The organism is Nocardia sp. NPDC127606 (genome assembly GCF_042671725.1).
Taxonomy (GTDB): domain Bacteria; phylum Actinomycetota; class Actinomycetes; order Mycobacteriales; family Mycobacteriaceae; genus Nocardia.
Window position 1 is genome coordinate 71,819 of record NZ_JBHXWQ010000005.1, and the last position, 24,815, is coordinate 96,633.

Sequence of the window (24,815 nt, forward strand, 5' to 3'; positions counted from 1 at the left end):
CTCCAGGCGTCACGAGGTCCTTGCGGCGTCCAGGATCGCGATCGCCTCGTCGATCGGATCGATGACGAAAAGTTCGGTTCCGGCGTCGGTCTCGACACGCAGACGAGTGCGCAGGCCGCCGCTGAACAGGCCGCCATCCGGGCTTTGCTGCCCGACGGCGCGCAGTTGGGTCAGACGCGCTTCCCAGCGCTTGCCGCCGGTGATCGCGTCGAGGTGATTGGGTACGAAGAGCAGCCGGGTTTCGGTCAGGTGGAGGCGTCCGCCGACGGCCCTGCTGCCTTGTGTTCGATTGGCGAGTCTCTGCCAGACAACGTTCTCGGTGGCGTTCAGCGCGGGGCTACCGATCCACAATCCCATGGTTCGTTTCCTTGTGTCGATCCGGTGTTCGTCACCATGGATCGATATCTGGCCGGGCGCCGTTAATCGTGCCCGGCCAGAGGTCTGAGCCGACCGGTCTCAGCCCAGGGCGCGCAGGCGGGGGGCCAGGTCTCGCTTGAACAGGTCGAGGAAGCGGAGCTGGTCTTGGCCGGGGGCGTGGAAGACCAGGTGGTTGAGGCCCGCGTCGAGGTAGGGCTTGATCTTGGCGACGGCTTCGTCGGGGTCGCTGGCGACGATCCAGCGCTTGGCGACCTGTTCGATCGGGAGGGCGTCGGCGGCCTTCTCCATTTCGATGGGGTCGGTGATGTCGTGCTTCTGTTCGGGGGTCAGCGAGAGGGGGGCCCAGAAGCGGGTGTTCTGTAGTGCCAGTTCGGGATCGGTGTCGTAGGAGATCTTGATCTCGATCATCTTGTCGATCTCGGCGACATCGCGGTCGACCTTCTCGGCGCCCTCGGCCACGGCGGGCAGCAGCTTCTCGGTGTAGAGGTCCATGCCCTTGCCCGAGGTGCAGATGAAACCGTCGCCCGCGCGACCGGCGTACCTGGCCACCACCGGGCCGCCTGCGGCGATGTAGACGGGGATTCCCCCCTTGGGAACGTCGTAGATGGACGCGCCGACGGTGTGGTAGTACTCGCCCTCGAAATCGACGCGATCGCCGGTCCACAATTCGCGCATCATCTTCACTGCTTCACGCAGGCGGGCGAAACGCTCCTTGAAGTCGGGCCATTCGCCCTTGTACCCGGTGGCGATCTCGTTGAGCGCCTCACCGGTGCCCACACCGAGCATCACCCGGCCCGGGTACAGGCAACCCAGCGTGGCGAAGGCCTGCGCGATCACCGCCGGGTTGTAGCGGAAGGTGGGGGTGAGTACGGAGGTGCCGAGCTGGATGCGCTCGGTGCGCTCGCCGACGGCCGCCAACCAGGCCAGCGAGAACGGCGCGTGCCCGCCGTCGTGGCGCCACGGCTGGAAGTGGTCGCTCACGGTCGCGCTGTCGAGACCGTGCTGCTCGGCGGCGACGCCGAGTTCGACCAGCTCTCGTGGCCCGAACTGCTCCGCCGATGCCTTGTACCCGAGCTTGAGCTCAACCATTCCAGCCACTCCTGTCGTCCGTTGACCCCTGCCATCACGACACTAGCGCGCAGCCCGTCATCCGCGCCCATGCCGTTTCGTCACCCACCACGCGGAGTTTTAGCGGACAATTAACTGGTGGCCACCAAGGATGAGCAGATCTTGTCGTACCTCACCGACATGGACGGCGTGCTGGTGCACGAGGATCAACTGATCCCCGGCGCCGACGAGTTCCTCGCCGAACTGCGCGCCAACGAGATCCCGTTCCTCGTGCTGACCAATAACTCGATCCGCACGCCCCGCGACCTCCAGGCTCGCCTGCGCCACACCGGCCTCGACATCCCCGAGGAGTCGATCTGGACCTCGGCGCTGGCCACGGCGACCTTCCTCGACGACCAGCGCCCCAACGGCACCGCGTACGTGGTCGGCGAATCCGGTCTCACCACCGCGCTACACGAGATCGGCTACGTGCTCACCGACAGCGATCCCGATTACGTGGTCCTCGGCGAAACCCGGACGTACTCCTTCGAAGCGATCACCACCGCGATCCGGTTGGTGGACAAGGGTGCGAAGTTCATCGCCACCAACCCTGACGCCACCGGGCCCTCGCGCGACGGCGTCCTGCCCGCCACCGGTTCGGTCGCCGCCCTGATCACCCGCGCCACCGGTAAGGAGCCGTACTACGTCGGCAAGCCGAATCCGCTGATGATGCGCTCGGCGCTGCGTCAGATCGGCGCGCATTCCCAATCGACGGTGATGATCGGCGACCGGATGGACACCGACGTGATCGCCGGCTTGGAGGCGGGCTTGCGCACAGTGCTGGTGACCTCCGGCATCTCGACGAAGTCCTCGGTGGAGGCCTACCCGTTCCGGCCGACCATGGTGGTGGGCTCGGTGGCCGACTTGATCGGCCGAACGCGCCACCCGTTCGCCGAGTAGCCATGTGATCCGCGTCTCATCGGAATAGGCGCCCGCCTGTCGTGGTTATAGTTGCCATGGCAACCAAAGGAGGGCCCGTGCAGTTCGGAATCTTCAGCGTCGGCGATGTGACCACCGATCCCACCACCGGCCGCACCCCCACCGAGGCCGAGCGGATCAAGGCGATGGTCGCGATCGCGCAGAAGGCCGAGGAAGTGGGTCTCGATGTGTTCGCGATGGGCGAGCACCACAATCGGCCCTTCGTGCCGTCGTCACCGACGACGATGCTCGGCTATATCGCGGGCCGCACCGACAACATCTTGCTGTCCACTTCGACCACGCTCATCACCACGAACGACCCGGTCAAGATCGCCGAGGACTTCGCGATGCTGCAGCACCTGGCCGACGGCCGCGTCGACCTGATGCTCGGCCGCGGCAACACCGGCCCGGTCTATCCGTGGTTCGGCAAGGACATCCGCGACGGCATCCCCCTGGCCATCGAGAACTACGCTCTGCTGCACCGGCTGTGGCGTGAAGACGTCGTGAACTGGGAAGGCAAGTTCCGTACGCCGCTGCAGTCGTTCACCTCGACCCCGCGTCCGCTCGACGACGTGCCGCCGTTCGTCTGGCACGGGTCGATCCGAAGCCCGGAGATCGCCGAACAGGCCGCCTACTACGGTGACGGCTTCTTCGCCAACCACATCTTCTGGCCCACCGACCATTTCAAGCGGTTGATCGACCTGTACCGCCGTCGCTACGAGCACTACGGCCACGGCAGCGCCGACCAGGCGATCGTCGGGCTCGGCGGACAGGTGTTCCTGCGCAAGAACTCGCAGGACGCGGTTCGTGAGTTCCGCCCCTACTTCGACAACGCGCCGGTCTACGGACACGGCCCGTCGCTGGAGGATTTCACCGAGCAGACCCCGCTCACCGTGGGCAGCCCGGAGCAGGTCATCGAGAAGACGCTCACCTTCCGGGAGCACTTCGGCGACTACCAGCGCCAGCTGTTCCTGGTCGACCACGCCGGACTCCCGTTGAAGACGGTGCTCGAGCAGCTCGACCTGCTCGGCGAGGAGGTGATTCCGGTGTTGCGCAAGGAGTTCGCGGCTCGACGCCCGGCGCACGTCCCGGACGCGCCGACGCACGACTCGCTGCTCGCCGCCAAGTCCACGGCGGAGGTCAGCGCGTGACAGCCACACCGCGGCGCGCACTCGGCGACCCGCACACCACGGAGGTGATCGCATGACAACCCGTATCGCCGTGGTGTCGGCAGGGCTTTCGCAGCCTTCGTCGACAAGGTTGCTGGCCGATCGACTGGCCGCCGCGGCAGCACGCGAGCTGCGCGCGAAAGGCGCCGAGGTCGAAGTGGACTTCGTCGACCTGCGCGATCACGCGCGCGATCTGGCCGACAACCTGCTCACCGGGTTCCCGGCCCCCGCACTGCGGGCGGCGATCGACAAGGTCGTCACCGCCGACGGTCTGATCGCCGTCACACCGATTTTCAGCGCCTCCTACAGCGGCCTGTTCAAGACGTTCTTCGATGTGCTGGAACCGGATTCGCTCGCCGGAATGCCGGTGCTGGCAGGTGCGACCGGCGGCACCGAGCGTCATTCCCTGGCGCTCGAACACGCTGTTCGCCCGCTGTTCGCCTATCTGCGCTCGATCGTCGTCCCCACCGCGGTCTACGCGGCGTCGACCGATTGGGGCGCGAACGGCGGCGACAAGGCGCTCAACAATCGAATCGACCGTGCCGCAGCCGAATTCGGCGCACTACTGCTCGGCAGGTCCGCTCCCCGGCCCACCGACCCCTACACCGATACGACCCCGTTCGAAGACCTTCTCGCAGCAAATCACTGATTCACACCTACCCCCAAGGAGAACACTCATGACCACCGCCATCGCCAAGGGACTCACCGCGGGCACCTGGGCCATCGATCCCACCCACTCCACCGTCGGCTTCTCCGTACGCCACCTGATGGTGAGCAAGGTGCGTGGCCGCTTCACCGATTTCGACGGCGCCCTCGTGATCGCCGAGGACGGTACCGCCACCGCGCACGCCGAGATCCGCGTCGACTCCCTCACCACCGACAACGCCCAGCGCGACGGCCACCTGCGCACCGCCGACTTCTTCCATGCCGAGGAATTCCCGCTGATGACCTTCAAGTCCACCGGGTTCCGTGGCGAGGGCAGCGATTTCGTCGTCGACGGCGAGTTCACCGTGCGCGGCAACACCAAGCCGGTCACTCTCGAGGTCGAGTTCGTCGGCGTGAGCCCGGGCATGGGCAACGGCCAGGTCGCCGGCTTCGAAGCCAAGACCGTGGTCTCGCGTCGCGACTTCGGCCTCGACATCGACATGCCGCTGCCCGACGGCGGCGCCGTGATCGGCGACAAGATCACTCTCACCCTCGAGATCGAGGCCGTCCTCCAGGGCTGACCCGGCACGACGCGACGCCCCCATCACCTGTTCGGTGATGGGGGCGTCGGTCGCTGTGTACCGCGGCTAGTCCTCGTCGGCGATGATCGTGTCGAGAGTCGCCGCGAGACGCGTGAGGGTCGCGACCGTCGCCGCGAACTCGGCCGGACCGAGCGCCTCGGCCAGCCGGTGCGCCATGGCCGCGTGCTGCGGATCGATGCGACGGATGGCGGCCGTGCCTTCCGCGGTCATCGCGACCAGCTTGGCCCGCTTGTGCGCGGGGTTGGGCCGGTACTCGCACATGCCCTTGCCGACCAGCAGGTCCGCGATCCGCTGCACGCTCTGCCGGGTGATGCCCATCGCGCGGGCGATCCCGGCCACCGGCTGTGGCTGGTCCTGCACGGCGGCCATCACCTGCCACCAGGCCACCGAGATTCCGGCCGGCGCGGACAATCCGTCGCCGATGGTCAGGAATTGACCGTTGAGCCGGAAGACGGTGAGGGCGGCGCCGTCGAGTAGGTCCTGTTCGGAGTTCAAGCCGCGTGGCTCCCTTCGTATTCGGCGAGCGTGGCGTACCCGGCCGGGTCCTTGTGCGCGTACAGCTCGTACCAGGCCTCGAGTACCCGCGGCTCGTACAGATCGAGCCGCGCGAAGATCTCTCTGGCGAATTCGAACGGCGACATGCCGTCCGCGGTGATCACGTCACGGTCGGTGACCGCGGGCGCCTCGACGTAGTGCTGCGCGCCCGAATATCCGCTGTAGACAAGGAATTCCGCCGCGTTGCTGGTGTGCGCGCGGTCATCGAGCAAGCCCGCCGTGGCCAGGCCGAAGGTCGCGCCGCAGATCGCGGCCACCGGTACCCCGGCATCGACGAACTCTTTCGCCTTGTGCGCGAACGTGATCAGGTCCGCACCCATCCACAGATCCGCGCCGGGCAGGATCAGCATCGCGCTGTCGGCCGGATCGAGATCGGCGACGGCCAGGTCGGGCGTCACCCGCAGACGCCCCATGGTGGTGATCGGTTCGGTGGTGAGGCCGACCGTCGCGACCTCGAACGTTCCGGGCTCCCGGTGCCAGTTGCCGTTGGCGATGTGCGCCGTCGCGGCCCCCACTTCCCAGTCGGCGAGGGTGTCGTAGACGGCTACGTGAACTGTTTTCATCGACATGACAGTATCCTGTCATATTTGACAGGATACTGTCAATAAGAATTTTGCTACCGGCTTGTAGCCGACCCTCCGTACGCTGACGGCATCCGGTGCGAGACAGGGAGGTTCACCCGCGATGACCGACTCCGTGCAGGGCATGACGGGCACCATCACGTCACCCATCCGGGAGGCGGGCGCACTGGGTGAGGTGCTGATCTCGATTCGCGGGGGCACCGAGCTCTATCTCGCCCGAGCCGACGAGCCGATCGCCGCCTGGACCACCGTGTTGATCGTCGCGGTCCACCCGGGTCGCCTGGTCGACGTGGTCACTTGGATACCGCTTCCCTCAGAATGAAAGGGGCCCGCGATGCTGGGCTATCACGTTCCCGATCCCGACGAAGCCATGCTGGTCAGTGGCGCCAAGACCAAGGACGACTCCCCGTTCAAGGTGGTCATCGGGCGCGGCACCTGGGTGGTGCCGCTGTTCCGCAAGGTCCGCTACCTGTCGCTGGCCATGTTCGAGTCCGAGATCCGCGAGCGCTGCGTCACCAAGCAGGCCATCCAGCTCGATGTGCGTGCGGTGATCGCGTTCAAGGTCGCCAACGACACCCAGTCGATCGTCAATGCGGCACAGCGCTTCCTGTCCGAACAGGAGCAGGAGATGTCGGTGCTGACGGGCCGCATCTTCTCGGGTCACCTGCGCTCGATCGTCGGCTCGATGACCGTCGAGGAGATCATCCGCGAACGTCAGAAGCTGGCCGACGAGGTGCTCATCGCCTCCAAGGTGGAGATGAGCAATATCGGCCTGTGGGTCGACTCGTTCCAGATCCAGTCCATCGACGACGGCAACCTCGGCTACATCAACGCCCTCGCGGCACCGCACAATGCGGCCGTCCAGCGGGATGCCCAGATCGCTCAGGCCCAGGCCGCGCAGCGCTCCGCCGAAGCCGAGCAGGAGTCGTTGCGCCGTCGCGCCGAATACGAACGCGAGACCTCGATCCTCAAGGCCCAGTACCAGCGCGACATCGACAAGGCCAATGCCGAAGCGGCACAGGCGGGCCCGCTCGCCGACGCCATCGCCAGGCAGGCCGTCCTGCACGCCCAGGCCGAGCAGGCGCGCAAGAACGCGGAACTGCGCGAACAGCAACTCCAGGCCGAAGTGGTGAAACCCGCCGAGGCGGAGGCGGAACGAGTCCGCATCCTCGCAGTGGCCGAGGCGGACCGAACCCGCATCCAGGCCGAAGCCGCGGCGTCCAACAACCGAATCGCGTTGGACCAGATGCTCATCGAGCAGCTCCCCGAAATCGTCAAGCAGGCGTCACACGGCCTGGCGGGCGCCAACCTCACCGTCCTCAACGGGCCCGACGGCGTCGGCGAGCTGCTCAACGGCATGGTCGGTCAGGGCCTGACGGTGTTCAACTCCCTGCAGAAGGCACTGTCGAACGGCGAAGTCGACAAGGTCTGATCACCGCAACGGGGTGAGCTGAGCACTCGAACCGGCAGGGCTGACCGGATACCGGGTCAGTCCTGCCGGTTCACGAGTGCGGTCACCCGGATCTCGACGCGCATGCCGGGGGCGCCGAGGGCGGCGACGCCGATCTGGGTCCAGATCGGCGCGCGCTCACCCATGCGCTTGCGGAACTGCTCGACCATGACGCGGTTGTGCGCGTCGCCGATCGTGTCCTCGACTGCCGGGATGTGGAAGCTGTCCACGGCGATGACGTCGGTCCAGGTCGCTCCGACTGTCGCGAGAGTCCGCTCGACGTTCTCGAAGGCCTGGACGATTTCTTCCTCGAGGGATTCGGGGAAGGTGATGTCGTCGTCCCAGCCGCCCTGGCCCGAGATGTCGACCCGGTCGCCGACGCGGACAGCCTGTCGGTAGTGGAGCAGGTCGAAGAGGGTCTGGCCGTATCCGGGAGTGCTGGCGAAGGTGGCGGTGCTCATCGCTACGAACCTTTCGTTTGACTTCAAGTATGAAGTCAAACTAGCACGGAATGACTTCACTTGTGAACTCAATGTGCCTCGCTATGATTATCCGATGACTACGGCGACCCCAGGATCCGACGGCGCGAGCGCCGAGGTGGCGGCGCCGGCATGGCTGAACGCGGAAGAGAAGGAAGCCTGGACCGGCCTGGTCTCACTGATTTTGCTGCTGCCGGGCCGCTTGGAAGCGCCACTGCAAGCCGAGGCCGGGCTGACGCTCTTCGAGTATCTCGTGCTGAGCCATCTGTCCGAGGCGCCCGAGCGCCGGATCAGGATGAGCGAGCTGGCCTTCCTGGCGAACGGATCGCTGTCCCGGCTCTCGAACGTCGTCAAGCGATTCGAGCAGCGAGGCTGGGTAACCCGAGCGCCCGACCCCGATGACGGTCGGTACACGGTCGCCTCGCTCACCGACTCCGGGTACGCGACTGTCGTGGCGGCGGCGCCCACACATGTGCGCGCGGTCCGCGAACGCTTCCTCGATCAGGTGAGCGCCGCCGACGGGCGAGCGCTGGCTCGGATCGCCGCCAAGCTGCGCGTGCGCCCCGCCGATCTGGCCTGAACCCGGCGCTTACGCCCGGCGCAGGGCGAACATGCGTAGGTCGCGGGTGGTGCGGTCGCGGTAGGCGGCGTAGGCGCCGGTGATGTCGATGAAGCGGGCGAAGATCGCGTCTTTGTCCGCGTCGGTGACCGGGGTGGCGGTGACCGGGATGCGTTCGCCGGCGATGGCGACGGTGGCCGACGGATCGGCGAGCAGGTTGCCGGTCCAGGCCGGGTGGTGGGCCTGGCCGAAGTTGGAACCGACCACGTACAGGGTGTCGCCGTCGTGGACGTAGAGCAGCGGCTGGGTGCGCGCGACGCCGGACTTGCGGCCGGTGGTCGTGAGCAGGATCACCGGGGCGCCGATCGGGCCGAGCACCGTGTACTTGGCGTCGGTGCGCTCGAGCAGGGCGCGGTCGAGCGGGGTGATGGTGCGGATCAGCCAGGAACCCGGCTTGGTCGCGGCGAATCGGGTGGCGGCGCGGGAGAGGGGATTGGCGCGGGAGCCCCACTGGCGATCCGGGAACTGCGATGTCATGGGCCGGACTATAACGCGACCGATCGGACCCCGCCGAACCCCTGAATCGCCGCCGATTCACTAAGCTCGCGAGCATGGTCGAACAAGCGCCGTCCACCGTGTACATCGCCTCGCCCGAGGGTGACACCGGAAAATCTACGGTGGCACTGGGTGTCCTCGGCATGCTGTGCGCGACCACCGCACGCGTCGGCGTGTTCCGTCCGATCACCCGCTCTACCGACGAACCCGACTACATCCTCGAACTGCTGCTCGAGCACAGCACCGCCGATATCAGCTACGAGCAGGCCATCGGCGTCACCTACGAGGACGTCCACCGCGACCCCACCGCCGCGATCAGCGACATCGTGATGCGTTTCCACGACGTCGCCAAGGCTTGTGACGCGGTGGTGATCGTCGGCAGCGACTACACCGACGTCGCCAGCCCGAGCGAGCTGCGCTTCAACGCCCGTATCGCGGTGAACCTGGGTGCGCCGGTCCTGCTGGTCGTTCGCGGCGCGGAACGTACGTCCGGCGAGGTCAAGCAATTGGTCGAACTGTGTACCGCCGAGCTCGCCACTGAGCACGCTCACCTGGTCGCGATCGTCGCCAATCGCTGCGCTCCCGACGAGCTCGACGACGTCGCCACCGCCCTGGCGGGTTTCGAGGTGCCGTCCTGGACGCTGCCCGAGGTGCCGCTGCTGATGGCGCCGACCATGGGCGAGCTGTGCGAGGCGATCGACGGCGAAATCTACAGTGGCGACCCGGAATTGCTGCAACGTGAGGCGTTACGCATCATGGTCGGCGGCATGACCGCCGAACACATCCTGGAGCGGCTCTCCGACGGTGTGGTGGTGATCGCCCCGGGCGACCGTTCCGACGTGCTGCTCAGTCTGGTGAACGCCCATGAGGCAGAGGGCTTCCCGTCGCTGGCGGGCGTGATCATGAACGGCGGCCTTCGCCCGCATCCGGCCATCGCGCGGCTGATGGCGGGCCTGCACCCGAAGCTGCCGATCCTGGCCACCGAGCTGGGTACCTACGACACCGCCAGTGCCGTGCACGGCACCCGCGGCCGGATGTGGGCGGGCAGCCCGCGCAAGGTCGACACCGCGCTCGCGCTGATGGAGCAGCGGGTCGACGCACCGGAACTGTTGCGGCGCATCCAGGTTCCGTCCTCGACTGTCGTGACGCCGCAGATGTTCGAATACCGGCTGATCGAACGCGCCCGCGCCGACCGCAAACGCATCGTGCTGCCCGAGGGCGATGACGACCGCATCATTCGTGCGGCCGGCCGGGTGCTGCAGCGCAAGATCGCCGACCTCACCATCCTCGGTGACGAGACCTCGGTGCGGGCCCGCGCCGCCGAGCTGGGCGTGGATATCGCCGACGCCCAGGTGATGGCGCCACGCACCTCGGGCTACCTCGACGAATTCGCCGCCGAGTACACCGAATTGCGCAAGCACAAGGGCATGACGCTCGAGCGGGCGCGCGAAACCATGTCCGACATCTCGTATTTCGGCACCATGATGGTCTACAAGGGGATCGCCGACGGCATGGTCTCCGGCGCCGCGCACACCACCGCGCACACGATCCGCCCCTCGTTCGAGATCATCAAGACGGTGCCCGGCGTCTCCACGGTGTCGAGCGTGTTCCTGATGTGCCTGGCCGATCGTGTTCTCGCCTATGGCGATTGCGCGGTGGTCCCCGATCCGACCTCGGAACAGCTGGCCGATATCGCGGTGTCCTCGGCGGGCACAGCGGCCCGGTTCGGGATCGACCCCCGGGTGGCGATGCTGTCGTACTCGACCGGTGCGTCCGGCACCGGCGCCGACGTCGACAAGGTCCGCGCGGCCACTGAACTCGTGCGTGAGCGTGCGCCGGAACTGCCGGTGGAAGGCCCGATCCAGTACGACGCGGCGATCGAGCCCGCCGTCGCCAGCGCCAAGCTGCCCGATTCCGAAGTAGCGGGCAAAGCCACGGTTTTCGTCTTCCCCGACCTCAATACCGGCAACAACACCTACAAGGCGGTGCAGCGCAGCGCGGGCGCGGTCGCGATCGGGCCGGTGTTGCAGGGTCTGCGCAAGCCGGTGAACGATCTTTCGCGCGGCGCGCTGGTCGCCGACATCGTCAACACGGTGGCGATCACCGCCATCCAGGCTCAGGGGGATGGCAAGTGAGTGACCTTGTTCTGGTGCTGAACAGCGGCTCCTCGTCGATCAAATATCAACTGCTGCACGCTGTCTCGGCGCAGGTGCTGGCATCCGGTCTGGTCGAGAAGATCGGTGAGTCGCACGGCGGCAGGATCGTGCACGAGGCGGGGCCCGCCAAACTCGAGTACGACGGGGCGATACCCAACCACAGAGCCGGTCTGCTGCGGGCGTTCGAGATGTTCCGCGAGACCGGCCTCGACCTGACCACGATCGGCATCGGCGCGGTCGGGCACCGGGTGGTGCACGGCGGCGAGGTGTTCTGGGAACCGACCCTGATCACCGACGATGTGCTGCACGCGATCGATGAACTGTCGGTGCTCGCGCCGCTGCACAATCCCGCCAATGTGGTCGGCATCGAGTCGACGCGGGAACTGCTGCCCGGCATTCCCGAGGTCGCGGTCTTCGACACGGCCTTCTTCCACACCATGCCCGACGCTGCCAAGACCTACGCGATCGACGCGAAACTGGCTGCGGCCCACGGCATCCGCAAGTACGGCTTCCACGGTACCTCGCACCAGTACGTGTCGGAGAAGGCCGCGGAGTACCTGGGGAAACCGACCGAAGAGCTGAACCAGATCGTTTTCCACCTGGGCAACGGGGCGTCCGCCTCGTCGATCCGAGGGGGCGTCGCGATCGACACCACCATGGGGATGACCCCCCTCGAAGGTCTGGTGATGGGGACCAGGCCGGGCGATCTGGATCCCGGTGTGACGCCGTATCTCATGCGGGCGGCCGATCTGGATGTGAGTCAGGTGGAGCAACTGCTCAACCGCAGTTCCGGCCTCAAAGGCATGAGCGGGGTCAACGACTTCCGCGAATTGCAGCAGCTCATCGACGGCGGTGACACCCAGGCGAAGCTCGCCTACGACGTCTACATCCACCGCCTGCGCCGCTACCTCGGCGCCTACCTGGTGCAACTCGGCACTGTCGACAACATCATCTTCACCGCCGGTGTGGGGGAGAACAGCCCGGCGGTGCGCGCCGACGCGCTGGCGGGTCTCCAGGCGCTCGGTATCGACATCGACCCGACCCGCAATGCGACGAGAGTCCCTGGCATCCGCCGCATTTCGCCGGAGTTCGCCCCGGTGACGGTGCTGGTGGTACCCACCAACGAAGAACTGGCCATCGCCCGCGCGGCCCACGAGCTGGTCGGCGGGCTGAGCTCAGAACCAGGATTTGGGGCGTAGCGAGTTCGCCAGATCGACGAGGGCGTAGCGGTGCGCCCGGCCCGGGGCGTTGCGGGCCAGGGAGCGCAGACCGGATTCGGTGCCGTCGCGCAGTTCGCGTTCGGTGAAGGCGCGGCCGAACAGCTTGGCGTCCTTGCGTTTCGGCGTGTTCCCGGCCTGTAGCCAAGCCAACGCGGTGCCCTGGACCAGCGTGCGCATGAGGGTGACACGGTGCTCGCCTGCTGGGATGGACTGGGCGCGCGAGGCGGCCAGCCGCAGGATCTGTTCGTCGAGTTCGGCGACGGGAGAGCTGGTGAGCAGCAACAGGATCGCCGTGGTCTGGGCAGTGGTGAAGTGACGGGACGCGGCGGGCACGTCGTCGAGGGCGTGGACCGCCTCGCCTACTCGCCCGGCCACGGCCAGCTGCCTGGCCAGGCCGAAGGCCGCGCTCACCACCGCCCGGTCGGTGCGCCAGACGGTGTCGTAATAGCGTTCGGCGAAGCTTCGCCACTGCTCGGGCGCGTCGGAATCCCAATGTTGCAGAATGAGTTCCGCCGTGGCGGCCAACGCCAGCTTCGGCGCGATCTCGCCCGGCAGCACCCGCAGTACCGCCTCGAACGACGCGAAGGCGGCCTCGTAGTCGAGTTCGAGCAGATATGCCTGACCGGTGAACCAGTCGGTGCGCCAATCGGATTCGTTGGGCACCCGATCGAGCAGGTGCAACACCGCCGCCGACTCACCCAGTTCCAGCCGCGCTCGCGCCTCGGCGAAGAGCAATTCGCCCGCCAGGGTGTCGGGTGCGTTGTCGGGATCGGCTTCGGCCCGCTCGCGGGAGTCGTGCAGCGCCTCGAGTACCCGCTCGGGCTCGGGGTTGGCGGTGGCGGCCAGCAGCGGCGCCGACGGATCGGCGGGGTCGATCAGCGGAATCGGCAGTGCGGCCACCACATCGCCGGAATCGAGCAGCGGCGAGCGACCGACACCGTCGAGATAGGCGTCGGTCTGGCTGATCAGTTCCTCGGTTCCGAAGCTGGTGCGCTGTGGACTGAACACTGTGGACAGCTGTGGATGTTCCGTGCCGGTGTCGTAGGCGAGGATCTCGCGCAACACACCGGCCAGCTGCGCCGACATCGCCCGCGCCGACGGAAAGCGCTGTGCCGGATCGAGATCGGTGGCGGTGAGCAGGAATCGGTGGAAGAACTCGTAGCGGGCCAGCAGTGGTTCGTCGGCGGGATCGGGGATGCCGTCGAGGTAGCGGCCGTGTTCGCTGGGCAGCGCCAGCGTGAGCGCGGCGATCGTCCGCCCGACGGTGTAGACGTCGGAGGCGGGCGTCGGGCCGGTACGGGCGATCTCCGGCGCTTGGAAACCCTTGGTGCCATAGAGGTTTCCGTAGGCGTCGATGGTGGCGACCGCACCGAGGTCGATCAGTTTCACCTGGTCCTCGGTGACCATCACGTTGTCGGGCTTGAGGTCGTTGTAGGTGAGGCCGATCGAATGCAGATGCTCCAGCGCGGGCAGGATCTCCAGCACGTACGCGATGGCCTCGGCCAGCGGCATCTGCTCGCCGCGGGGCCGGGCGTCGAGAATGTCGCGCAGCGAATGTCCGCCCACGTACTCCATCACGATGTAGCCGATGGACCCGTCACCCGCGGTGTGCTCGACGAAGTTGTGGATCTTGACGATGCTCGGGTGCGCCACCTCGGCCAGGAACTGGCGCTCGGCCACCGCCACGGCCTGCGCTTCGGCGTCACCCGCGTGCAGCAGGCCCTTGAGTACCACCCATCGATCGCTCACATTGCGGTCGATGGCCAGATAGATCCAGCCGAGACCGCCGTGCGCGATGCACCCCTGGATCTCGTACTGCCCGGCGACCATATCGCCCTCGTGCAGCGACGGCCGGAAATCGTAAGCGGCTCCGCAGGTTTCGCATTCGCCGCTGGTCGAGGCGGCGCGCGCGGGCGTCGACCGCCCGACCGGATTGCCGCAGCGCCAACAGAACCGCCGGCCTTCCGAGACCATCGGATCGGCCAGCACGGCATCACGCGGGTCGGCCGGGGTGACTGTCGGAATCGGCACCAGCCCGGCGCCGAGCCGTCGCGTCGGCCGCGACCGCGCGGTCCGCACACTGCGCCCCGACCGCGCGGTACTCACGCCGGTCTGTGGCGCGGACGGCCAGGATTCGGACGTCGCTCGTGCGCCGGGCTGCTCGGCGCGCTGGGCTGCCTCGGTCGCCGCATGGGGTTCGCTCGCCGGAACCCGCTGTGCCGCTTCGGTCGCCGCGTAGGGTGCGGTTTCGGCAGGGCGATGTGCCATTTCGGTTGCCGCGTAGGGCGCGGTCTCGCGGGTGCGCTGTGCGGGCTCGGCCGCCGCGTTCGGCGTGGCCTCGGGAGCGCGTTGCGTCGCTTCGGTCGGGATGTACCCGGCGGATTCGTGTGCCGTCGGCGCGGGTCGGCTCGCCCGCTGCGTAGCGAGGCTGTCCTGCGCAGGCGGCGAGGTACCCGAGTCGGCCGGGGGGACATCGCCCGATCGCTGGACGGCGCCGGACTCCTCGGCGCGCCGGGTGGCGTCGGTCGACGGGGTCTGGTCGCGGCTGCTCGCTTGCTTCCTGGCGAACTCCGCGGCCGCCTCGGCGGTGAGTTTGGGCAGTGGCCGCGTCTCGTCGTCGCCGGGCAGCGTCCAGCCGCCGGGCAGCGTGCCCGGACGGTGGCGCTGGGTCAGCTGGGTCGGCTCGCGCCGTTCCTGGTCATCCGGCGCAGTGGCAGGGGGTGTCGATTGCCCTGTTTCATCATCGGTCGGGTTCGTGCTCATGGCCGTCAGTCCTGGTACTTCGGTGCGGGCGGGCTCGGTGTCTCGCCGAGCGTCGCGAGCCAGCGGCGGTGGATGCGGGTCCAGGTGCCGTCGTTGCGGATACGGTCCAGCGTGGAGTTGACGAAACGCACCAGGTCGTCGTCGCCCTTGGGGATCCCGATGCCGTACGGCTCGGCGCTGATACTCCCGCCCACCACTTCGGTGTAGGGGTCCTGCGCGGCCAGGCCCGCCAGGATCGAGTCGTCGGTGCTCACGGCGTCGACCTGGCGTTGTTGCAGCACCACCAGGCAGTCGGCCCAGGTCGGCACCGTCAGGATCGTGGCGGCCGGTTGGTCGCGGCGGATGTGATCGAGCGAGGTGGTGCCCCGCACGACGCACACCCGCTTGCCCGCCAGATCGGCCAGACCGTCGATGCCGGAACCCTTCACCGCGAGCACCCGCTGATCGGCCCGCAGGTACACCGTCGAGAACGCCACCCGCTGACGTCGCTCGCAGGTGATCGTCATCGTCTTCGCGATCAGGTCGACCGTGTGATCCTGCAGTGCCCGCTCGCGCTCTTCCGAAGCGAGACTGCGGTATTCGATCAGATCAGGATTGCCGAGCAGGTCACGGGCGATCTCGCGGGCGATGTCGGCGTCGAACCCGACGATGCGACCGGTGAGGGGATCGCGGAAGCTGAACAGATTGCTGCCCGTGTCGAGGCCGACAACGAGCCTGCCGCGCGCGCGAATGGCATCGATCGTCGGGCCGGTGGCGGTGCTCGGTCGCAGACTCGCGGTCGGATCGCCGCACTGTTCGCCGCCGGTGGGCGGCACCGGGGTGTCGGTGCCGATCGGAATGGCCTTGGCGGGCAACGGCGGTTCGGAATAGACACCCCGCTCGGCGGGCGTCGGGGTGCCCTCGGAACAGCCTGCGAGCAGTCCGGCCAGCATCAGCGCCGCGAGAACACGGCCGCGCCTCACCGGTACTCCCGCAGCCGCGGCCACAAACCGAGCGCGACGCATGCCGCCGCCACGATTCCGAGCACGAACGCGCCGGGGGCGAGGAAGGACAGCACCTCGATCGCTTGCGAGACCTTGGCGCGCAAGGTGTCTCGCGTCACCGCGCCTGCCTTGTCCAGCGCCCGGTCGAGTGCGTCGACCTGGGCGGCCGAATCGGCGGCGCTCGGACCGGTCGCGACGGTGGCCGCGCCCACGAAATCGCCCCGCTCCAGCGTGTCGTTCATCCGCTGATGGGCCGACTGCCAGCGGGTGAGCGCGGCGCGCGCGTGCGCCACCTCGTCGCGGGCGGGCGCGTCCTCGGGGTAACCGGCGAGCAGCTCGATGAGCCGGGTGGCGTTCGTATCGAAGGTGCGGTCGTAGTCGCCGGTCGCGTCGCGGCGGACCAGCTTCACCATTTCCGCTGATCTGGCTTGCTGCACCAGGATTCGGCTCTCGGCCAATCGCGCCGACGGCACCGCGCCCTCGTCCCGGCAGCGGATCATCGCCACCGCGGAGAGCGAACCGGCCGCCACCGTCCAGATCAGGGTCAGCGCCAGCGCGCCGGTGCCGACCAGCAGGCCCATATTGAAGAACCGGCGCGAGCGCCGCGCCAGCTCGACCTGCACCCAGATCAGCGCGCCGAGCGCCACCACCAGCAGCGCGATCGCCGTCCACGGCGGCTGCACGTGCCGGTACTGCGCGGCGGTGACCGCGTCGAAGCGGTGATCCTCCAGCTCCTCGGCCATCGGCAGCAGCCCGGTCTGCATCTGATGCGATGCCTCGCTCAGATAGGCCGCGCCGACGGGATAGCCGTTGCGATTGTTCACCCGCGCGGTCTCGATCAGCCCGCTGTAGACGGGCAGCCCGGTCGCGATGCCGGTGCGTAGGCGGCGGTCGGCGCCCGACGGATCGGCCGCTTCTTCGTCGGAGACGTGCCCGGCCTGTGTCACCAGTTCGGCGGCGGCCTCACCGATGGCCTGCGTATAGCGGTCGCGCACCGCTTGGGGTTCGAGTCCGCCCGCGATGAACGCGGTGCCGGCGGCGGCGTCGGCGATCGACAGCGAGGTGTAGAGGTGGTTGGCCGAATGCGCGTCGGGTTCGGTGTCGTCGAGCATGACGCCGAGAGCTTGCTGACGCTCGCTCACGGTCGTCGAAGTCACCGCGCCCGCGGTGACGCACAGCACCATCAGGACCAGTCCGGCGGCAACGAGCCGCCCCGGCGAGGAGTGCGCGAAGCGGCGCAACCGGGCGGGTTGGAACTGCGCGCGCAACGCTCTGACGTCGGGCGCGGGCGGCCGGTCGACCGGCGCGGCCGGTCGGCGCAGCGGCGCCCAGCGCGGTGTCACCGGTGCCGCGCCGACCGTCTCGGGGTGCTTCGCACCCGTCTCGGCCTGCGATGACGGGCGAACACGGACGGCCGCCACCTCCGTCGAGGCATTGCGATTCCCCGGTTCGACCATCGTTCACCTCCCGGCGCTGTTCGTGCACACCTACCTGTGCGGAGTTTATTGTGGGCCTACGGGTAGCGCAGCCCCTCACACACCCCCGCAGCGGTTGCTGTTCGGCTGCTCGGAGGAAAGAGTATGGGATGCGCGGCGACGGAGACGGCTGGTTCAAGAGCCCCGATGGGGTCAAGCACTGGGGCAAATTCGGTGCGGCGGGACTACTGCTGCGCGCGCCGTTGCCCGGTGGCGGGTCCGCGGTGCTGCTGCAGCACCGGGCGCCGTGGAGTCATCAGGGCGGGACCTGGGCGCTGCCCGGTGGGGCGCGTGACTCGCACGAGTCACCCGAGCACGCGGCGGTCAGGGAGGCCGAGGAGGAAGCGGGCATCACCGCCGCCGACCTCAGGGTCAGGGCCGAGCGCCTGACCATGACCGCCCCGAGCGGCTGGACCTACATCACCGTCATCGCCGACGCCGACAAGCCGCTGCCCACGGTCGCCAACAAGGAGAGCGCCGAGCTGGCCTGGGTCCCCGAGGACGAGGTCGCCGACCTGCCGTTGCACCCCGGCTTCGCCGCCGCCTGGATCGAACTGCGCGCGGTGCCGTTGCGCGTGCGCCTGGACGCCGACGCCGAACTCGCGCAAGCGCTACCCCGCACAGTCGAACTGCCCGACCAGGGTTTCTTCTGGTTGCACGCGCGGGTCGAGGGCCCCGGCGTCGAAGTCGTCGTCGATGGCGAGCCCACCGAAGGCCCGGTCCTCACCAGGGCGGACGTCCTCGCCTGAATCCGGCACCTCGCCGGACTGTGCGCACATCGGACCCGACCGCCGTGCCATGGTCGGTGCCGTCGCGGCGCTCAGTCGGTGGCGAGTAGCGCTTGCTTCAGTTCGCGAGCCGCGGCTTCCGGATCGGAGGCTTCGGTGATCGCCCGGACGACGACCACGCGGCGGGCGCCTGCGGCCAGCACCTCCGGGAGTCGCTGCGCGTCGACGCCGCCGATGGCGAACCAGGGGAGCGTGGGATGGGACTCCGCGGTCGAGCGGACGAAGTCGACGCCCGCGGCCTGGCGGCCCGGTTTGGTCGGGGTGGTCCAGATCGGGCCGGTGCAGAAGTAGTCGAGGTGGCCGTCGATCGCGGCCAGGCTCGCCTGGTTGCGGTTGTGGGTGGAGCGCCCGATCACCACCTCGGGGCCGACGACGCGGCGCGCGTAGGACGGCGGCAGGTCACCCTGGCCGAGGTGCAGCACATCGGCGCCCGCGGCCAGCGCGATATCAGCGCGATCGTTCACCGCGAGCAAAGCGCCGTGGCGACGGGTCGCGGCCTTGATCTCGGCGAGCGCCCCGAGCTCGGCCTTCGCCTCGAGCGGCCCGAATTCGGCCTCGCCCGGCGAGCCCTTGTCCCTGAGCTGCACGATGTCGACTCCGCCCGCCAGCGCCGCATCGACGAATCGGGCCAGATCGCCTTTTTCCCGCCGCGCATCGGTGCACAGATACAGCAGTGCACTCGACAGGCGCTCCCGTGGCGGGACGGAACGGTTCGACAGGGAGGGCTGCACGTTCACGACGGTAGTCGCGCTACCGTTGGAGTGCGAACGCCGTGGCGGTCGGTAGGCGAAAAAGACAGGTGGAACGTGATGCGAACTCTGGCGGTCGTTGGCGGCGGCGCCGTCGGACTTGCCGTCGCGTGGCGGGCCGCCGAGGCAGGCTGGACGGTCACTGTCTACGACCCCGAACCCGCGCGCGGCGCCTCCTTCGTGGCCGGTGGAATGCTCGCTCCGCTGTCGGAAGGCTGGCCGGGGGAGGACCGGGTGCTCGCCTTCGGCGCGGCGGCCCTGGCGCAGTGGCCCGCGTTCGCTGAACGGCTCCGTGCGGTCTCGGGCGAATCGATGTTCGTGGCCGAGGAGACGCTCACCGTCGCTCTCGACAGTGCCGATGTCACGGACCTGCGCACTGTCTCGGACTGGCTGGCCGGTTTCGGTCACGATCTGCGGGTGCTCGATCGTGCGGGAGTCCGCGCACTGGAACCCGCGCTCGCGCGCACCGTCCGCGCCGGCCTGCACGCGAAAACCGAACCCGCCATCGACAATCGACGTGTACTGCGTGCGCTCCGATCCGCCTGTGCCGAAGCCGGTGCCGAGATCCGTGCCGAAGCGGTTGCCGCGCTGGATGATCTACCGCACGACCGGATAGTGCTCGCGGCGGGCGCCCGCTCCGCCGAGCTCTGGCCCGGCCTACCGGTGCGCCCGGTGAAGGGCGAAATCCTCCGGTTGCGCCGCAGGCCCGGCGTCAGCCCGCCACCGACCAGGGTGATCCGCGCCCGAGTCCACGGCCGGCAGGTCTACCTGGTTCCCCGGGAAGACGGAATCGTGGTCGGTGCAACACAATACGAGGCGGGCTTCGACACCACCGTCACCGTCGGCGGTGTCCGTGACCTGATCGCCGACGCCGAAACCATCCTGCCCGGCATCGCCGAATACGAACTGGCCGAAGCGAACGCGGGCTCGCGGCCGGGAACCCCCGACAACCTGCCGTTGCTCGGCCACCTCGACGACCGTGTCATCGCCGCCACCGGTCACGGCCGCAACGGCATGCTCACCCTCGCGCTCACCGCGGCGGTCGTGCCCGCACTGCTCGGCGGCGAGACCCCCGCGGTCGTCGAAGCCGCAGCACCCCAACGTTTTCCGGCATCGCAGATGCCATCTCTGTCGCAAGGAGGAGTTCGATGACCTCGACCATCCCGATCGGCGTCACCGTCAACGGTGTCGACCACGAGTTCCCCGAGCCGCTCAGCGTCCGCGAACTGCTGGCAAAGCTCGAATTGCCCTGCCAAGGTGTGGCATTGGCGGTCGACGGCGCGGTCTTCTCGAAGTCGCGCTGGGACGAGCCGGTCGGCCGCGGCTGGACCATCGAGGTGCTCACGGCGGTGCAGGGTGGCTGAGTCGCCGTTGCGGATCGCCGACAAGGAGTTCGGCTCCCGCCTGATCATGGGTACCGGGGGCGCCGAAAACCTGGCCGTCCTCGAACAGGCACTGATCGCCTCGGGCACCGAACTCACCACCGTCGCCATGCGCCGGGTCGACGCCGCGGGCGGCACCGGCGTGCTCGATCTGCTCAAGCGTCTCGACATCACCCTGCTGCCCAACACCGCGGGCTGTCGCACGGCCGCCGAAGCCGTACTCACCGCTCAGCTGGCCCGCGAGGCCCTCGACACCAACTGGGTCAAGCTCGAGGTGGTCGCCGACGATCGCACCCTGCTGCCGGATCCGTTCGAACTCCTCGATGCCGCCGAAAAGCTCGTCGACGACGGTTTCGTGGTCCTGCCGTACACCACCGACGACCCCATCCTCGCCCGCCGCCTCGAAGAAGCGGGCTGTGCCGCCGTGATGCCCCTCGGCTCCCCGATCGGCACCGGCTTGGGCATCGGCAACCCCCACAACATCGAGATGATCGTCGCCGCCGCCGGGGTCCCGGTGATCCTCGACGCGGGCATCGGCACCGCCAGCGACGCCGCTCTCGCCATGGAACTCGGCTGCTCGGCAGTTCTGCTCGCTACCGCCGTGACCAGGGCGAAAGAGCCCGAACTCATGGCGTCGGCCATGTCGGCCGCGGTGCGTGCGGGCTATCTGGCCAGGCAGGCGGGCCGGATCCCCAAGCGTTTCTGGGCTCAGGCTTCTTCCCCAGCCGTCTAAGGGTCGCAGGTCATCCTCGAGGATGACCCGACTCGCTACTTCTCGGCGACGCGCAGCGCGGCGATTGTGAGGCAAGCTGGGGCGCATGATCGAGCTGAAGGGCCTGACGAAGCAATTCGGCCAGACCGTCGCGGTGCAGGACCTCACGTTCACCGTCCGACCAGGACTGGTGACCGGGTTCCTCGGACCCAACGGTGCCGGTAAATCGACGACCATGCGGATGATCCTCGGATTGGACAAGCCGACGGCGGGCAGTGCGCTCATCGACGGCAAGCAGTACCAGCAGCTGGAACGCCCGCTCACGCAGGTCGGCGCGCTGCTGGATGCCAAGTGGGTGCATCCGAACCGTTCGGCGCGCGCCCACCTGGAGTGGCTGGCCGCCTCCAACGACATCCCGAAGTCGCGGGTCGAAGAGGTCCTGCGCCTGGTCGGCCTGTCCGAGGTGGCGAACAAGAACGCGGGCGGATTCTCGCTCGGTATGTCCCAGCGCCTGGGCCTGGCGGGCGCGCTGCTCGGCGACCCGAAGGTGCTGCTGTTCGACGAGCCGGTCAACGGCCTCGACCCGGAGGGCATCCTGTGGATCCGCCGGTTCATGCAGCGCCTGGCCGCCGAGGGGCGCACGGTGCTCGTGTCGAGCCACCTGCTCTCGGAGATGTCGCAGACCGCCGAGCAGCTCATCGTCATCGGTCGTGGTCAGCTGATGTTCGACGGCACCACCCAGGAGTTCATCGACCGCGCCTCCGAGCAGTCGGTGCGCGTGCGCAGCCCGCAGCTGGATCAGTTGCGCAGCCTGCTCACCTCGCACGGCATGACCGTGAAGGAAGACGGCGACGCCGCGCTGATCGTCGCGGGCGTCACCTCCGACGAGGTCGGCAAGGTGGCGGGTACGAACAACGTCACGCTCTACGAGCTGGCGCCGCAGCAGGCCTCGCTCGAGGAAGCGTTCATGCGGATGACCGGCGGCGCCGTGGAGTACCACGGTGAAAGCTTCGATCAACAGGCGATGGGAGGTGCGCTCTGATGGGCGTGCTCGCAGCGGAACGAATCAAACTCACCTCCACCCGCTCGCCCTGGTGGTGCTCGGCGGTCGTGGTGGTGCTCGGCATCGGCCTCGCCGTGCTGATCGCCTTGGTCACCAACGCCGACTCCACCGGGGATTCCGGCGAGGGCCCGCCGTTGCTCACCCCGAGCGTGGCGGTGTCGGGTGTCGCCGGCTTCGGCGTCATGGTCCTGATGATCATGGCCGCGTTGACGGTGACCAGCGAATATCGCTTCGGCGTCATCCGCTCCAGCTTCCTCGCGGTCCCGAACCGATCCAAGGTCGTGCTGTCGAAGACCGCGCTGGTCGGTTTCTACTCGGCCGTGCTGACCGGCGTGCTCGCGCTCATCGCGTTCATCGTGGCCAAACTGATCACCGGTGACGACGCTCCCGGTCTCGTGCTCGACGGCAACTGGCGGGCCATCTACAGCGTTCCGATCTACGCGTTCCTGTGCGTCATGCTCGCCATCGGTGTCGGTGTGCTGGTGCGCCAGTCCGCCGCGGCGATCTCGCTGATCGTGCTGTGGTCGCTGCTGCTGGAGAATCTGCTCGGCGCGTTCGGCAGCTTCGGCCGCACCGTCAAGCCGTTCCTGCCCTTCCAGAACGCGAACCGTTTCCTGAGCGTCGAGGAGTACGCAGGCGACTGGCACTGGGGTGTGTGGGGCAGCCTGATCTACTTCGCCGTGTTCGTGGCGATCGTGTTCGCCGGCGCGCTCGTGCTGGTCAACCGCCGCGACGCCTGATAAGCCAGCCCGGGCCGCCCTCGCAATCGCCCGGGCCGCGAGGGCCGCGACCTTGTCGGGAGGTCGCCCCTGCATGAGCCCCCGGCGTCCGCTGCCCGGACGCCGGGGGCACCTGTCCGCCTCCCCGCGACTTCTGGCCAGACTCAGGCGCGTTGGGCGGTGGTGACGCGGCAGACGGTTTGTAGGTGGTCGCGGTGGCCTGTACCCGGTGAGTTACCCATGTACTCACCGGGTACGTGGGAGCGATAAGTCTCGGGAGGCGGATCGGGGAGGCGGATCGGCTAACCTTTGAGCGTGAGTGAAACGCCTTCTGGCGGGGTGAATCCGCGGCGGCGCGACGCCGCGGACGTGTCCATCCCGCTGGAGCCGATCGTGAGTGAATCCGCCGAGTCCGACACCGATGCGCGCGCAGGCCGTAAGCGGGTCCAGATCTCGTCGAAACTACAGGCCGCCAACCGCAGAGCCGACGTGATCGGCGCCCTGCGCAGGGCGCGTCAGCAGCTGCCCGGCGACCCCGCGTTCGGTGACCCGCTGTCGGTGACAGGTCCCGGTGGAGCGCGCGCGGTGGCTCGGGCGGCGGACAAGATCGCCGGGGGCGCCCCGACCGCGGCCAGGGAAATCGGTTTCGGTGCCCTGCAGGTGTGGCAGGCGGGGTTGGAGCGGATCGGCCGTGGGCGCGGCACCGAGGAGGTGACCATCGTGTTCACCGACCTGGTCGGGTTCTCGAGCTGGTCGCTGTCGGTGGGCGACGAGGGCACGCTGGAACTGCTGCGCAAGGTCGCCAGGGCCATCGAGCCGCCGATCGTCGAACGTGGCGGTCAGGTGGTCAAGCGGATGGGTGACGGACTGATGGCGGTGTTCTCCTCGCCCGATCGTGCCGTGCGCGCCGCGCTGGCGGCCCGCCGCAATCTCGCGGGGGTCGAGATCAACGGCTACACCCCGCGCATGCGGGTCGGCCTGCACACCGGCTCGCCCCGGGAGATCGGCGGCGACTGGCTCGGCGTCGACGTCAATATCGCCGCCAGGATGATGGAGGCGGGCGGCAACGGCAACACGATGCTGTCGAGCACCACCCTGGCCGCGCTGCGTCCGGAAACCCTCGATGAGCTGGGCGTGATCGCCAAGCCCTACAAGCGGAATTTCTGGGCCGCGCCCCTGAACGGCGTCCCCGAGGACGTCAGGATCTTCAAACTACACACGGCGGGCTGAGCGCTTTTCCAGCCGATCCTGTTCCTTCCAGTACTCGCGGAAGGCCTGCTGGGTGGGTGTCGGCTTGTCGGTGAGCGCCTGCCAGTTCGTGGAACGGACGAAGTCGATCGTGAGCAGCACCGGCAGGATGAACGCGTGGAAGAAGATCAGATACTCGCCGCCGTCGAACACGAACCACAGGTACCCGGCGTAGCCGAGGAACGCGACGCCGAACACCGCGTTGAGCCCACGTGAGAGCTGGCTGCGGCCGTTGTCGATGTTGGCCATGACGATCATCGCGAGGCCGCTGACTGCGAGCAGGCCGACATACCAAGTGAACATGTCGGCAAGCCAACAGCCCCCGCCTTGCCCTGATCTTGCGAAAGCCTTGCTATTCCAGCCAGAGCGCGGCGCCGAGGCCGGCGAGGACAGCGGCGACGATCAAACCGATCGCCACCGGGCGGTTGTTCTTCCAGGTCGTGTACGCGCCGCCGAGCAGGAATCCGGCGAGGGCGAAGAGGAGGACGGACAGCATGTCCTCCATCTTGCCTGGTCGATTGCACGGAATTAACAAGCACGCGTGCTTGCTTTTTTTCTG

28 protein-coding genes are annotated in these 24,815 nt (G+C 68.2%); 16 read left to right on the forward strand and 12 right to left on the reverse strand.

Going from position 1 to position 24,815, the window contains the following annotated elements:
- Window positions 1–9 precede the first annotated feature (9 nt).
- Entirely contained in the window at window positions 10–357 is a 348-nt protein-coding gene (locus tag ACFVJ5_RS22570) for a hypothetical protein (protein WP_379222816.1), read from the reverse strand.
- A 99-nt stretch (window positions 358–456) separates the two neighbouring features.
- A complete protein-coding gene (gene fgd, locus ACFVJ5_RS22575; RefSeq protein ID WP_379222817.1) occupies window positions 457–1,467 on the reverse strand; it encodes a glucose-6-phosphate dehydrogenase (coenzyme-F420) in 1,011 nt (336 codons plus the stop codon).
- Between the two features lie 159 nt (window positions 1,468–1,626).
- Here fgd and ACFVJ5_RS22580 point away from each other — a divergent pair, with 159 nt between their 5' ends.
- From ACFVJ5_RS22580 to ACFVJ5_RS22595, 4 genes are all read left to right on the forward strand, one after another.
- On the forward strand, window positions 1,627–2,385 hold the full coding sequence (locus tag ACFVJ5_RS22580; protein WP_379223379.1) for an HAD-IIA family hydrolase: 759 nt from the start codon (window positions 1,627–1,629) through the stop codon (window positions 2,383–2,385).
- A gap of 77 nt (window positions 2,386–2,462) precedes the next feature.
- The gene (locus ACFVJ5_RS22585; protein WP_379222818.1) at window positions 2,463–3,554 is read left to right on the forward strand and encodes an LLM class flavin-dependent oxidoreductase; all 1,092 of its coding nucleotides are present in this window, start codon (window positions 2,463–2,465) and stop codon (window positions 3,552–3,554) included.
- 52 nt (window positions 3,555–3,606) lie between these two features.
- Complete coding sequence (locus ACFVJ5_RS22590; RefSeq protein ID WP_379222819.1) at window positions 3,607–4,221, forward strand: FMN reductase; 615 nt, start codon at window positions 3,607–3,609, stop codon at window positions 4,219–4,221.
- Between the two features lie 28 nt (window positions 4,222–4,249).
- Window positions 4,250–4,798, forward strand: coding sequence for a YceI family protein (locus ACFVJ5_RS22595; protein ID WP_378996055.1), 549 nt, complete (start codon window positions 4,250–4,252; stop codon window positions 4,796–4,798).
- Between the two features lie 66 nt (window positions 4,799–4,864).
- Here the strand turns inward: ACFVJ5_RS22595 and ACFVJ5_RS22600 are convergent, their stop codons facing one another.
- Together ACFVJ5_RS22600 and ACFVJ5_RS22605 are read right to left on the reverse strand one after the other, a co-directional pair.
- The gene (locus tag ACFVJ5_RS22600) at window positions 4,865–5,314 is read right to left on the reverse strand and encodes a MarR family winged helix-turn-helix transcriptional regulator (RefSeq protein ID WP_379222820.1); all 450 of its coding nucleotides are present in this window, start codon (window positions 5,312–5,314) and stop codon (window positions 4,865–4,867) included.
- Window positions 5,311–5,937, reverse strand: a complete 627-nt coding sequence (locus ACFVJ5_RS22605) for a DJ-1/PfpI family protein (protein WP_379222822.1) — start codon at window positions 5,935–5,937, stop codon at window positions 5,311–5,313. The genes ACFVJ5_RS22600 and ACFVJ5_RS22605 overlap by 4 nt, the downstream gene beginning before the upstream one ends.
- 121 nt (window positions 5,938–6,058) lie before the next feature.
- On the opposite strand from ACFVJ5_RS22605, the gene ACFVJ5_RS22610 reads away from it, so the two are divergent.
- Both ACFVJ5_RS22610 and ACFVJ5_RS22615 read left to right on the forward strand, forming a co-directional pair.
- Window positions 6,059–6,277, forward strand: coding sequence for a hypothetical protein (locus tag ACFVJ5_RS22610; protein ID WP_378633666.1), 219 nt, complete (start codon window positions 6,059–6,061; stop codon window positions 6,275–6,277).
- A gap of 12 nt (window positions 6,278–6,289) precedes the next feature.
- The gene (locus tag ACFVJ5_RS22615; RefSeq protein ID WP_358104214.1) at window positions 6,290–7,387 is read left to right on the forward strand and encodes an SPFH domain-containing protein; all 1,098 of its coding nucleotides are present in this window, start codon (window positions 6,290–6,292) and stop codon (window positions 7,385–7,387) included.
- Window positions 7,388–7,443: 56 nt separating this feature from the next.
- Here the strand turns inward: ACFVJ5_RS22615 and ACFVJ5_RS22620 are convergent, their stop codons facing one another.
- Window positions 7,444–7,866: a Rid family hydrolase gene (locus tag ACFVJ5_RS22620; RefSeq protein ID WP_379222824.1), complete on the reverse strand. Its 423-nt coding sequence runs from the start codon at window positions 7,864–7,866 to the stop codon at window positions 7,444–7,446.
- A gap of 94 nt (window positions 7,867–7,960) precedes the next feature.
- Here ACFVJ5_RS22620 and ACFVJ5_RS22625 point away from each other — a divergent pair, with 94 nt between their 5' ends.
- Entirely contained in the window at window positions 7,961–8,464 is a 504-nt protein-coding gene (locus ACFVJ5_RS22625; RefSeq protein WP_379222826.1) for a MarR family winged helix-turn-helix transcriptional regulator, read from the forward strand.
- A 9-nt stretch (window positions 8,465–8,473) separates the two neighbouring features.
- On the opposite strand, the gene ACFVJ5_RS22630 is transcribed toward ACFVJ5_RS22625, so the two are convergent.
- Window positions 8,474–8,980 (reverse strand): nitroreductase/quinone reductase family protein, encoded by a 507-nt coding sequence (locus ACFVJ5_RS22630; RefSeq protein WP_379222828.1) that lies wholly within the window; start codon window positions 8,978–8,980, stop codon window positions 8,474–8,476.
- A 74-nt stretch (window positions 8,981–9,054) separates the two neighbouring features.
- Here ACFVJ5_RS22630 and pta point away from each other — a divergent pair, with 74 nt between their 5' ends.
- Both pta and ACFVJ5_RS22640 read left to right on the forward strand, forming a co-directional pair.
- A complete protein-coding gene (gene pta, locus ACFVJ5_RS22635) occupies window positions 9,055–11,133 on the forward strand; it encodes a phosphate acetyltransferase (protein ID WP_379222830.1) in 2,079 nt (692 codons plus the stop codon).
- Window positions 11,130–12,353 carry an acetate kinase gene (locus ACFVJ5_RS22640; RefSeq protein WP_379222832.1) on the forward strand — a complete coding sequence of 408 codons (1,224 nt, stop codon included), beginning with the start codon at window positions 11,130–11,132 and terminating at the stop codon, window positions 12,351–12,353. Before pta ends, ACFVJ5_RS22640 begins: the two co-directional genes overlap by 4 nt.
- On the opposite strand, the gene ACFVJ5_RS22645 is transcribed toward ACFVJ5_RS22640, so the two are convergent.
- From ACFVJ5_RS22645 to ACFVJ5_RS22655, 3 genes are all read right to left on the reverse strand, one after another.
- The gene (locus ACFVJ5_RS22645) at window positions 12,330–14,642 is read right to left on the reverse strand and encodes a tetratricopeptide repeat protein (RefSeq protein ID WP_379223381.1); all 2,313 of its coding nucleotides are present in this window, start codon (window positions 14,640–14,642) and stop codon (window positions 12,330–12,332) included. The two genes, ACFVJ5_RS22640 and ACFVJ5_RS22645, sit on opposite strands and share 24 nt — an antisense overlap.
- 500 nt (window positions 14,643–15,142) lie before the next feature.
- A complete protein-coding gene (locus ACFVJ5_RS22650; protein WP_379222833.1) occupies window positions 15,143–16,099 on the reverse strand; it encodes a glutamate ABC transporter substrate-binding protein in 957 nt (318 codons plus the stop codon).
- The gene (locus tag ACFVJ5_RS22655) at window positions 16,096–17,577 is read right to left on the reverse strand and encodes a hypothetical protein (RefSeq protein WP_379222835.1); all 1,482 of its coding nucleotides are present in this window, start codon (window positions 17,575–17,577) and stop codon (window positions 16,096–16,098) included. Before ACFVJ5_RS22655 ends, ACFVJ5_RS22650 begins: the two co-directional genes overlap by 4 nt.
- A gap of 128 nt (window positions 17,578–17,705) precedes the next feature.
- On the opposite strand from ACFVJ5_RS22655, the gene ACFVJ5_RS22660 reads away from it, so the two are divergent.
- Window positions 17,706–18,344 carry an NUDIX domain-containing protein gene (locus ACFVJ5_RS22660; RefSeq protein WP_379222837.1) on the forward strand — a complete coding sequence of 213 codons (639 nt, stop codon included), beginning with the start codon at window positions 17,706–17,708 and terminating at the stop codon, window positions 18,342–18,344.
- Window positions 18,345–18,415: 71 nt separating this feature from the next.
- Here the strand turns inward: ACFVJ5_RS22660 and thiE are convergent, their stop codons facing one another.
- The gene (gene thiE / locus ACFVJ5_RS22665) at window positions 18,416–19,114 is read right to left on the reverse strand and encodes a thiamine phosphate synthase (RefSeq protein WP_379222838.1); all 699 of its coding nucleotides are present in this window, start codon (window positions 19,112–19,114) and stop codon (window positions 18,416–18,418) included.
- Window positions 19,115–19,192: 78 nt separating this feature from the next.
- On the opposite strand from thiE, the gene thiO reads away from it, so the two are divergent.
- The 6 genes from thiO to ACFVJ5_RS22695 all read left to right on the forward strand — a co-directional run bounded on the left by thiO (window position 19,193) and on the right by ACFVJ5_RS22695 (window position 24,238).
- Window positions 19,193–20,284, forward strand: a complete 1,092-nt coding sequence (gene thiO, locus ACFVJ5_RS22670) for a glycine oxidase ThiO (protein ID WP_379222840.1) — start codon at window positions 19,193–19,195, stop codon at window positions 20,282–20,284.
- Window positions 20,281–20,496, forward strand: a complete 216-nt coding sequence (gene thiS / locus ACFVJ5_RS22675) for a sulfur carrier protein ThiS (RefSeq protein ID WP_358104244.1) — start codon at window positions 20,281–20,283, stop codon at window positions 20,494–20,496. Before thiO ends, thiS begins: the two co-directional genes overlap by 4 nt.
- A complete protein-coding gene (locus ACFVJ5_RS22680) occupies window positions 20,489–21,247 on the forward strand; it encodes a thiazole synthase (protein WP_358190638.1) in 759 nt (252 codons plus the stop codon). The genes thiS and ACFVJ5_RS22680 overlap by 8 nt, the downstream gene beginning before the upstream one ends.
- A gap of 85 nt (window positions 21,248–21,332) precedes the next feature.
- Entirely contained in the window at window positions 21,333–22,268 is a 936-nt protein-coding gene (locus ACFVJ5_RS22685) for an ABC transporter ATP-binding protein (RefSeq protein WP_378633694.1), read from the forward strand.
- Window positions 22,268–23,029 (forward strand): ABC transporter permease, encoded by a 762-nt coding sequence (locus ACFVJ5_RS22690; RefSeq protein WP_378633697.1) that lies wholly within the window; start codon window positions 22,268–22,270, stop codon window positions 23,027–23,029. The genes ACFVJ5_RS22685 and ACFVJ5_RS22690 overlap by 1 nt, the downstream gene beginning before the upstream one ends.
- Window positions 23,030–23,383: 354 nt before the next feature.
- Window positions 23,384–24,238 (forward strand): adenylate/guanylate cyclase domain-containing protein, encoded by an 855-nt coding sequence (locus ACFVJ5_RS22695; RefSeq protein WP_379223383.1) that lies wholly within the window; start codon window positions 23,384–23,386, stop codon window positions 24,236–24,238.
- On the opposite strand, the gene ACFVJ5_RS22700 is transcribed toward ACFVJ5_RS22695, so the two are convergent.
- Entirely contained in the window at window positions 24,221–24,559 is a 339-nt protein-coding gene (locus tag ACFVJ5_RS22700; protein ID WP_379222843.1) for a hypothetical protein, read from the reverse strand. The two genes, ACFVJ5_RS22695 and ACFVJ5_RS22700, sit on opposite strands and share 18 nt — an antisense overlap.
- Before the next feature lie 49 nt (window positions 24,560–24,608).
- Entirely contained in the window at window positions 24,609–24,752 is a 144-nt protein-coding gene (locus tag ACFVJ5_RS22705; protein WP_378633702.1) for a hypothetical protein, read from the reverse strand.
- Between the last annotated feature and the right edge of the window lie 63 nt (window positions 24,753–24,815).

Excerpts from the sequence above, each read along its gene's own strand:
- ACFVJ5_RS22570 (WP_379222816.1), bottom strand. The coding sequence starts at position 357 with ATGGGATTGTGGATCGGTAGCCCCGCGCTGAACGCCACCGAGAACGTT.
- fgd (WP_379222817.1), bottom strand. The coding sequence starts at position 1,467 with ATGGTTGAGCTCAAGCTCGGGTACAAGGCATCGGCGGAGCAGTTCGGG.
- ACFVJ5_RS22580 (WP_379223379.1), top strand. The coding sequence starts at position 1,627 with ATGGACGGCGTGCTGGTGCACGAGGATCAACTGATCCCCGGCGCCGAC.
- ACFVJ5_RS22590 (WP_379222819.1), top strand. The coding sequence starts at position 3,607 with ATGACAACCCGTATCGCCGTGGTGTCGGCAGGGCTTTCGCAGCCTTCG.
- ACFVJ5_RS22595 (WP_378996055.1), top strand. The coding sequence starts at position 4,250 with ATGACCACCGCCATCGCCAAGGGACTCACCGCGGGCACCTGGGCCATC.
- ACFVJ5_RS22605 (WP_379222822.1), bottom strand. The coding sequence starts at position 5,937 with ATGAAAACAGTTCACGTAGCCGTCTACGACACCCTCGCCGACTGGGAA.
- ACFVJ5_RS22610 (WP_378633666.1), top strand. The coding sequence starts at position 6,059 with ATGACCGACTCCGTGCAGGGCATGACGGGCACCATCACGTCACCCATC.
- ACFVJ5_RS22615 (WP_358104214.1), top strand. The coding sequence starts at position 6,290 with ATGCTGGGCTATCACGTTCCCGATCCCGACGAAGCCATGCTGGTCAGT.
- ACFVJ5_RS22620 (WP_379222824.1), bottom strand. The coding sequence starts at position 7,866 with ATGAGCACCGCCACCTTCGCCAGCACTCCCGGATACGGCCAGACCCTC.
- ACFVJ5_RS22625 (WP_379222826.1), top strand. The coding sequence starts at position 7,961 with ATGACTACGGCGACCCCAGGATCCGACGGCGCGAGCGCCGAGGTGGCG.
- ACFVJ5_RS22630 (WP_379222828.1), bottom strand. The coding sequence starts at position 8,980 with ATGACATCGCAGTTCCCGGATCGCCAGTGGGGCTCCCGCGCCAATCCC.
- pta (WP_379222830.1), top strand. The coding sequence starts at position 9,055 with ATGGTCGAACAAGCGCCGTCCACCGTGTACATCGCCTCGCCCGAGGGT.
- ACFVJ5_RS22645 (WP_379223381.1), bottom strand. The coding sequence starts at position 14,642 with ATGGCACATCGCCCTGCCGAAACCGCACCCTACGCGGCGACCGAAGCG.
- ACFVJ5_RS22655 (WP_379222835.1), bottom strand. The coding sequence starts at position 17,577 with ATGGTCGAACCGGGGAATCGCAATGCCTCGACGGAGGTGGCGGCCGTC.
- ACFVJ5_RS22660 (WP_379222837.1), top strand. The coding sequence starts at position 17,706 with ATGCGCGGCGACGGAGACGGCTGGTTCAAGAGCCCCGATGGGGTCAAG.
- thiO (WP_379222840.1), top strand. The coding sequence starts at position 19,193 with ATGCGAACTCTGGCGGTCGTTGGCGGCGGCGCCGTCGGACTTGCCGTC.
- thiS (WP_358104244.1), top strand. The coding sequence starts at position 20,281 with ATGACCTCGACCATCCCGATCGGCGTCACCGTCAACGGTGTCGACCAC.
- ACFVJ5_RS22685 (WP_378633694.1), top strand. The coding sequence starts at position 21,333 with ATGATCGAGCTGAAGGGCCTGACGAAGCAATTCGGCCAGACCGTCGCG.
- ACFVJ5_RS22690 (WP_378633697.1), top strand. The coding sequence starts at position 22,268 with ATGGGCGTGCTCGCAGCGGAACGAATCAAACTCACCTCCACCCGCTCG.
- ACFVJ5_RS22700 (WP_379222843.1), bottom strand. The coding sequence starts at position 24,559 with ATGTTCACTTGGTATGTCGGCCTGCTCGCAGTCAGCGGCCTCGCGATG.
- ACFVJ5_RS22705 (WP_378633702.1), bottom strand. The coding sequence starts at position 24,752 with ATGCTGTCCGTCCTCCTCTTCGCCCTCGCCGGATTCCTGCTCGGCGGC.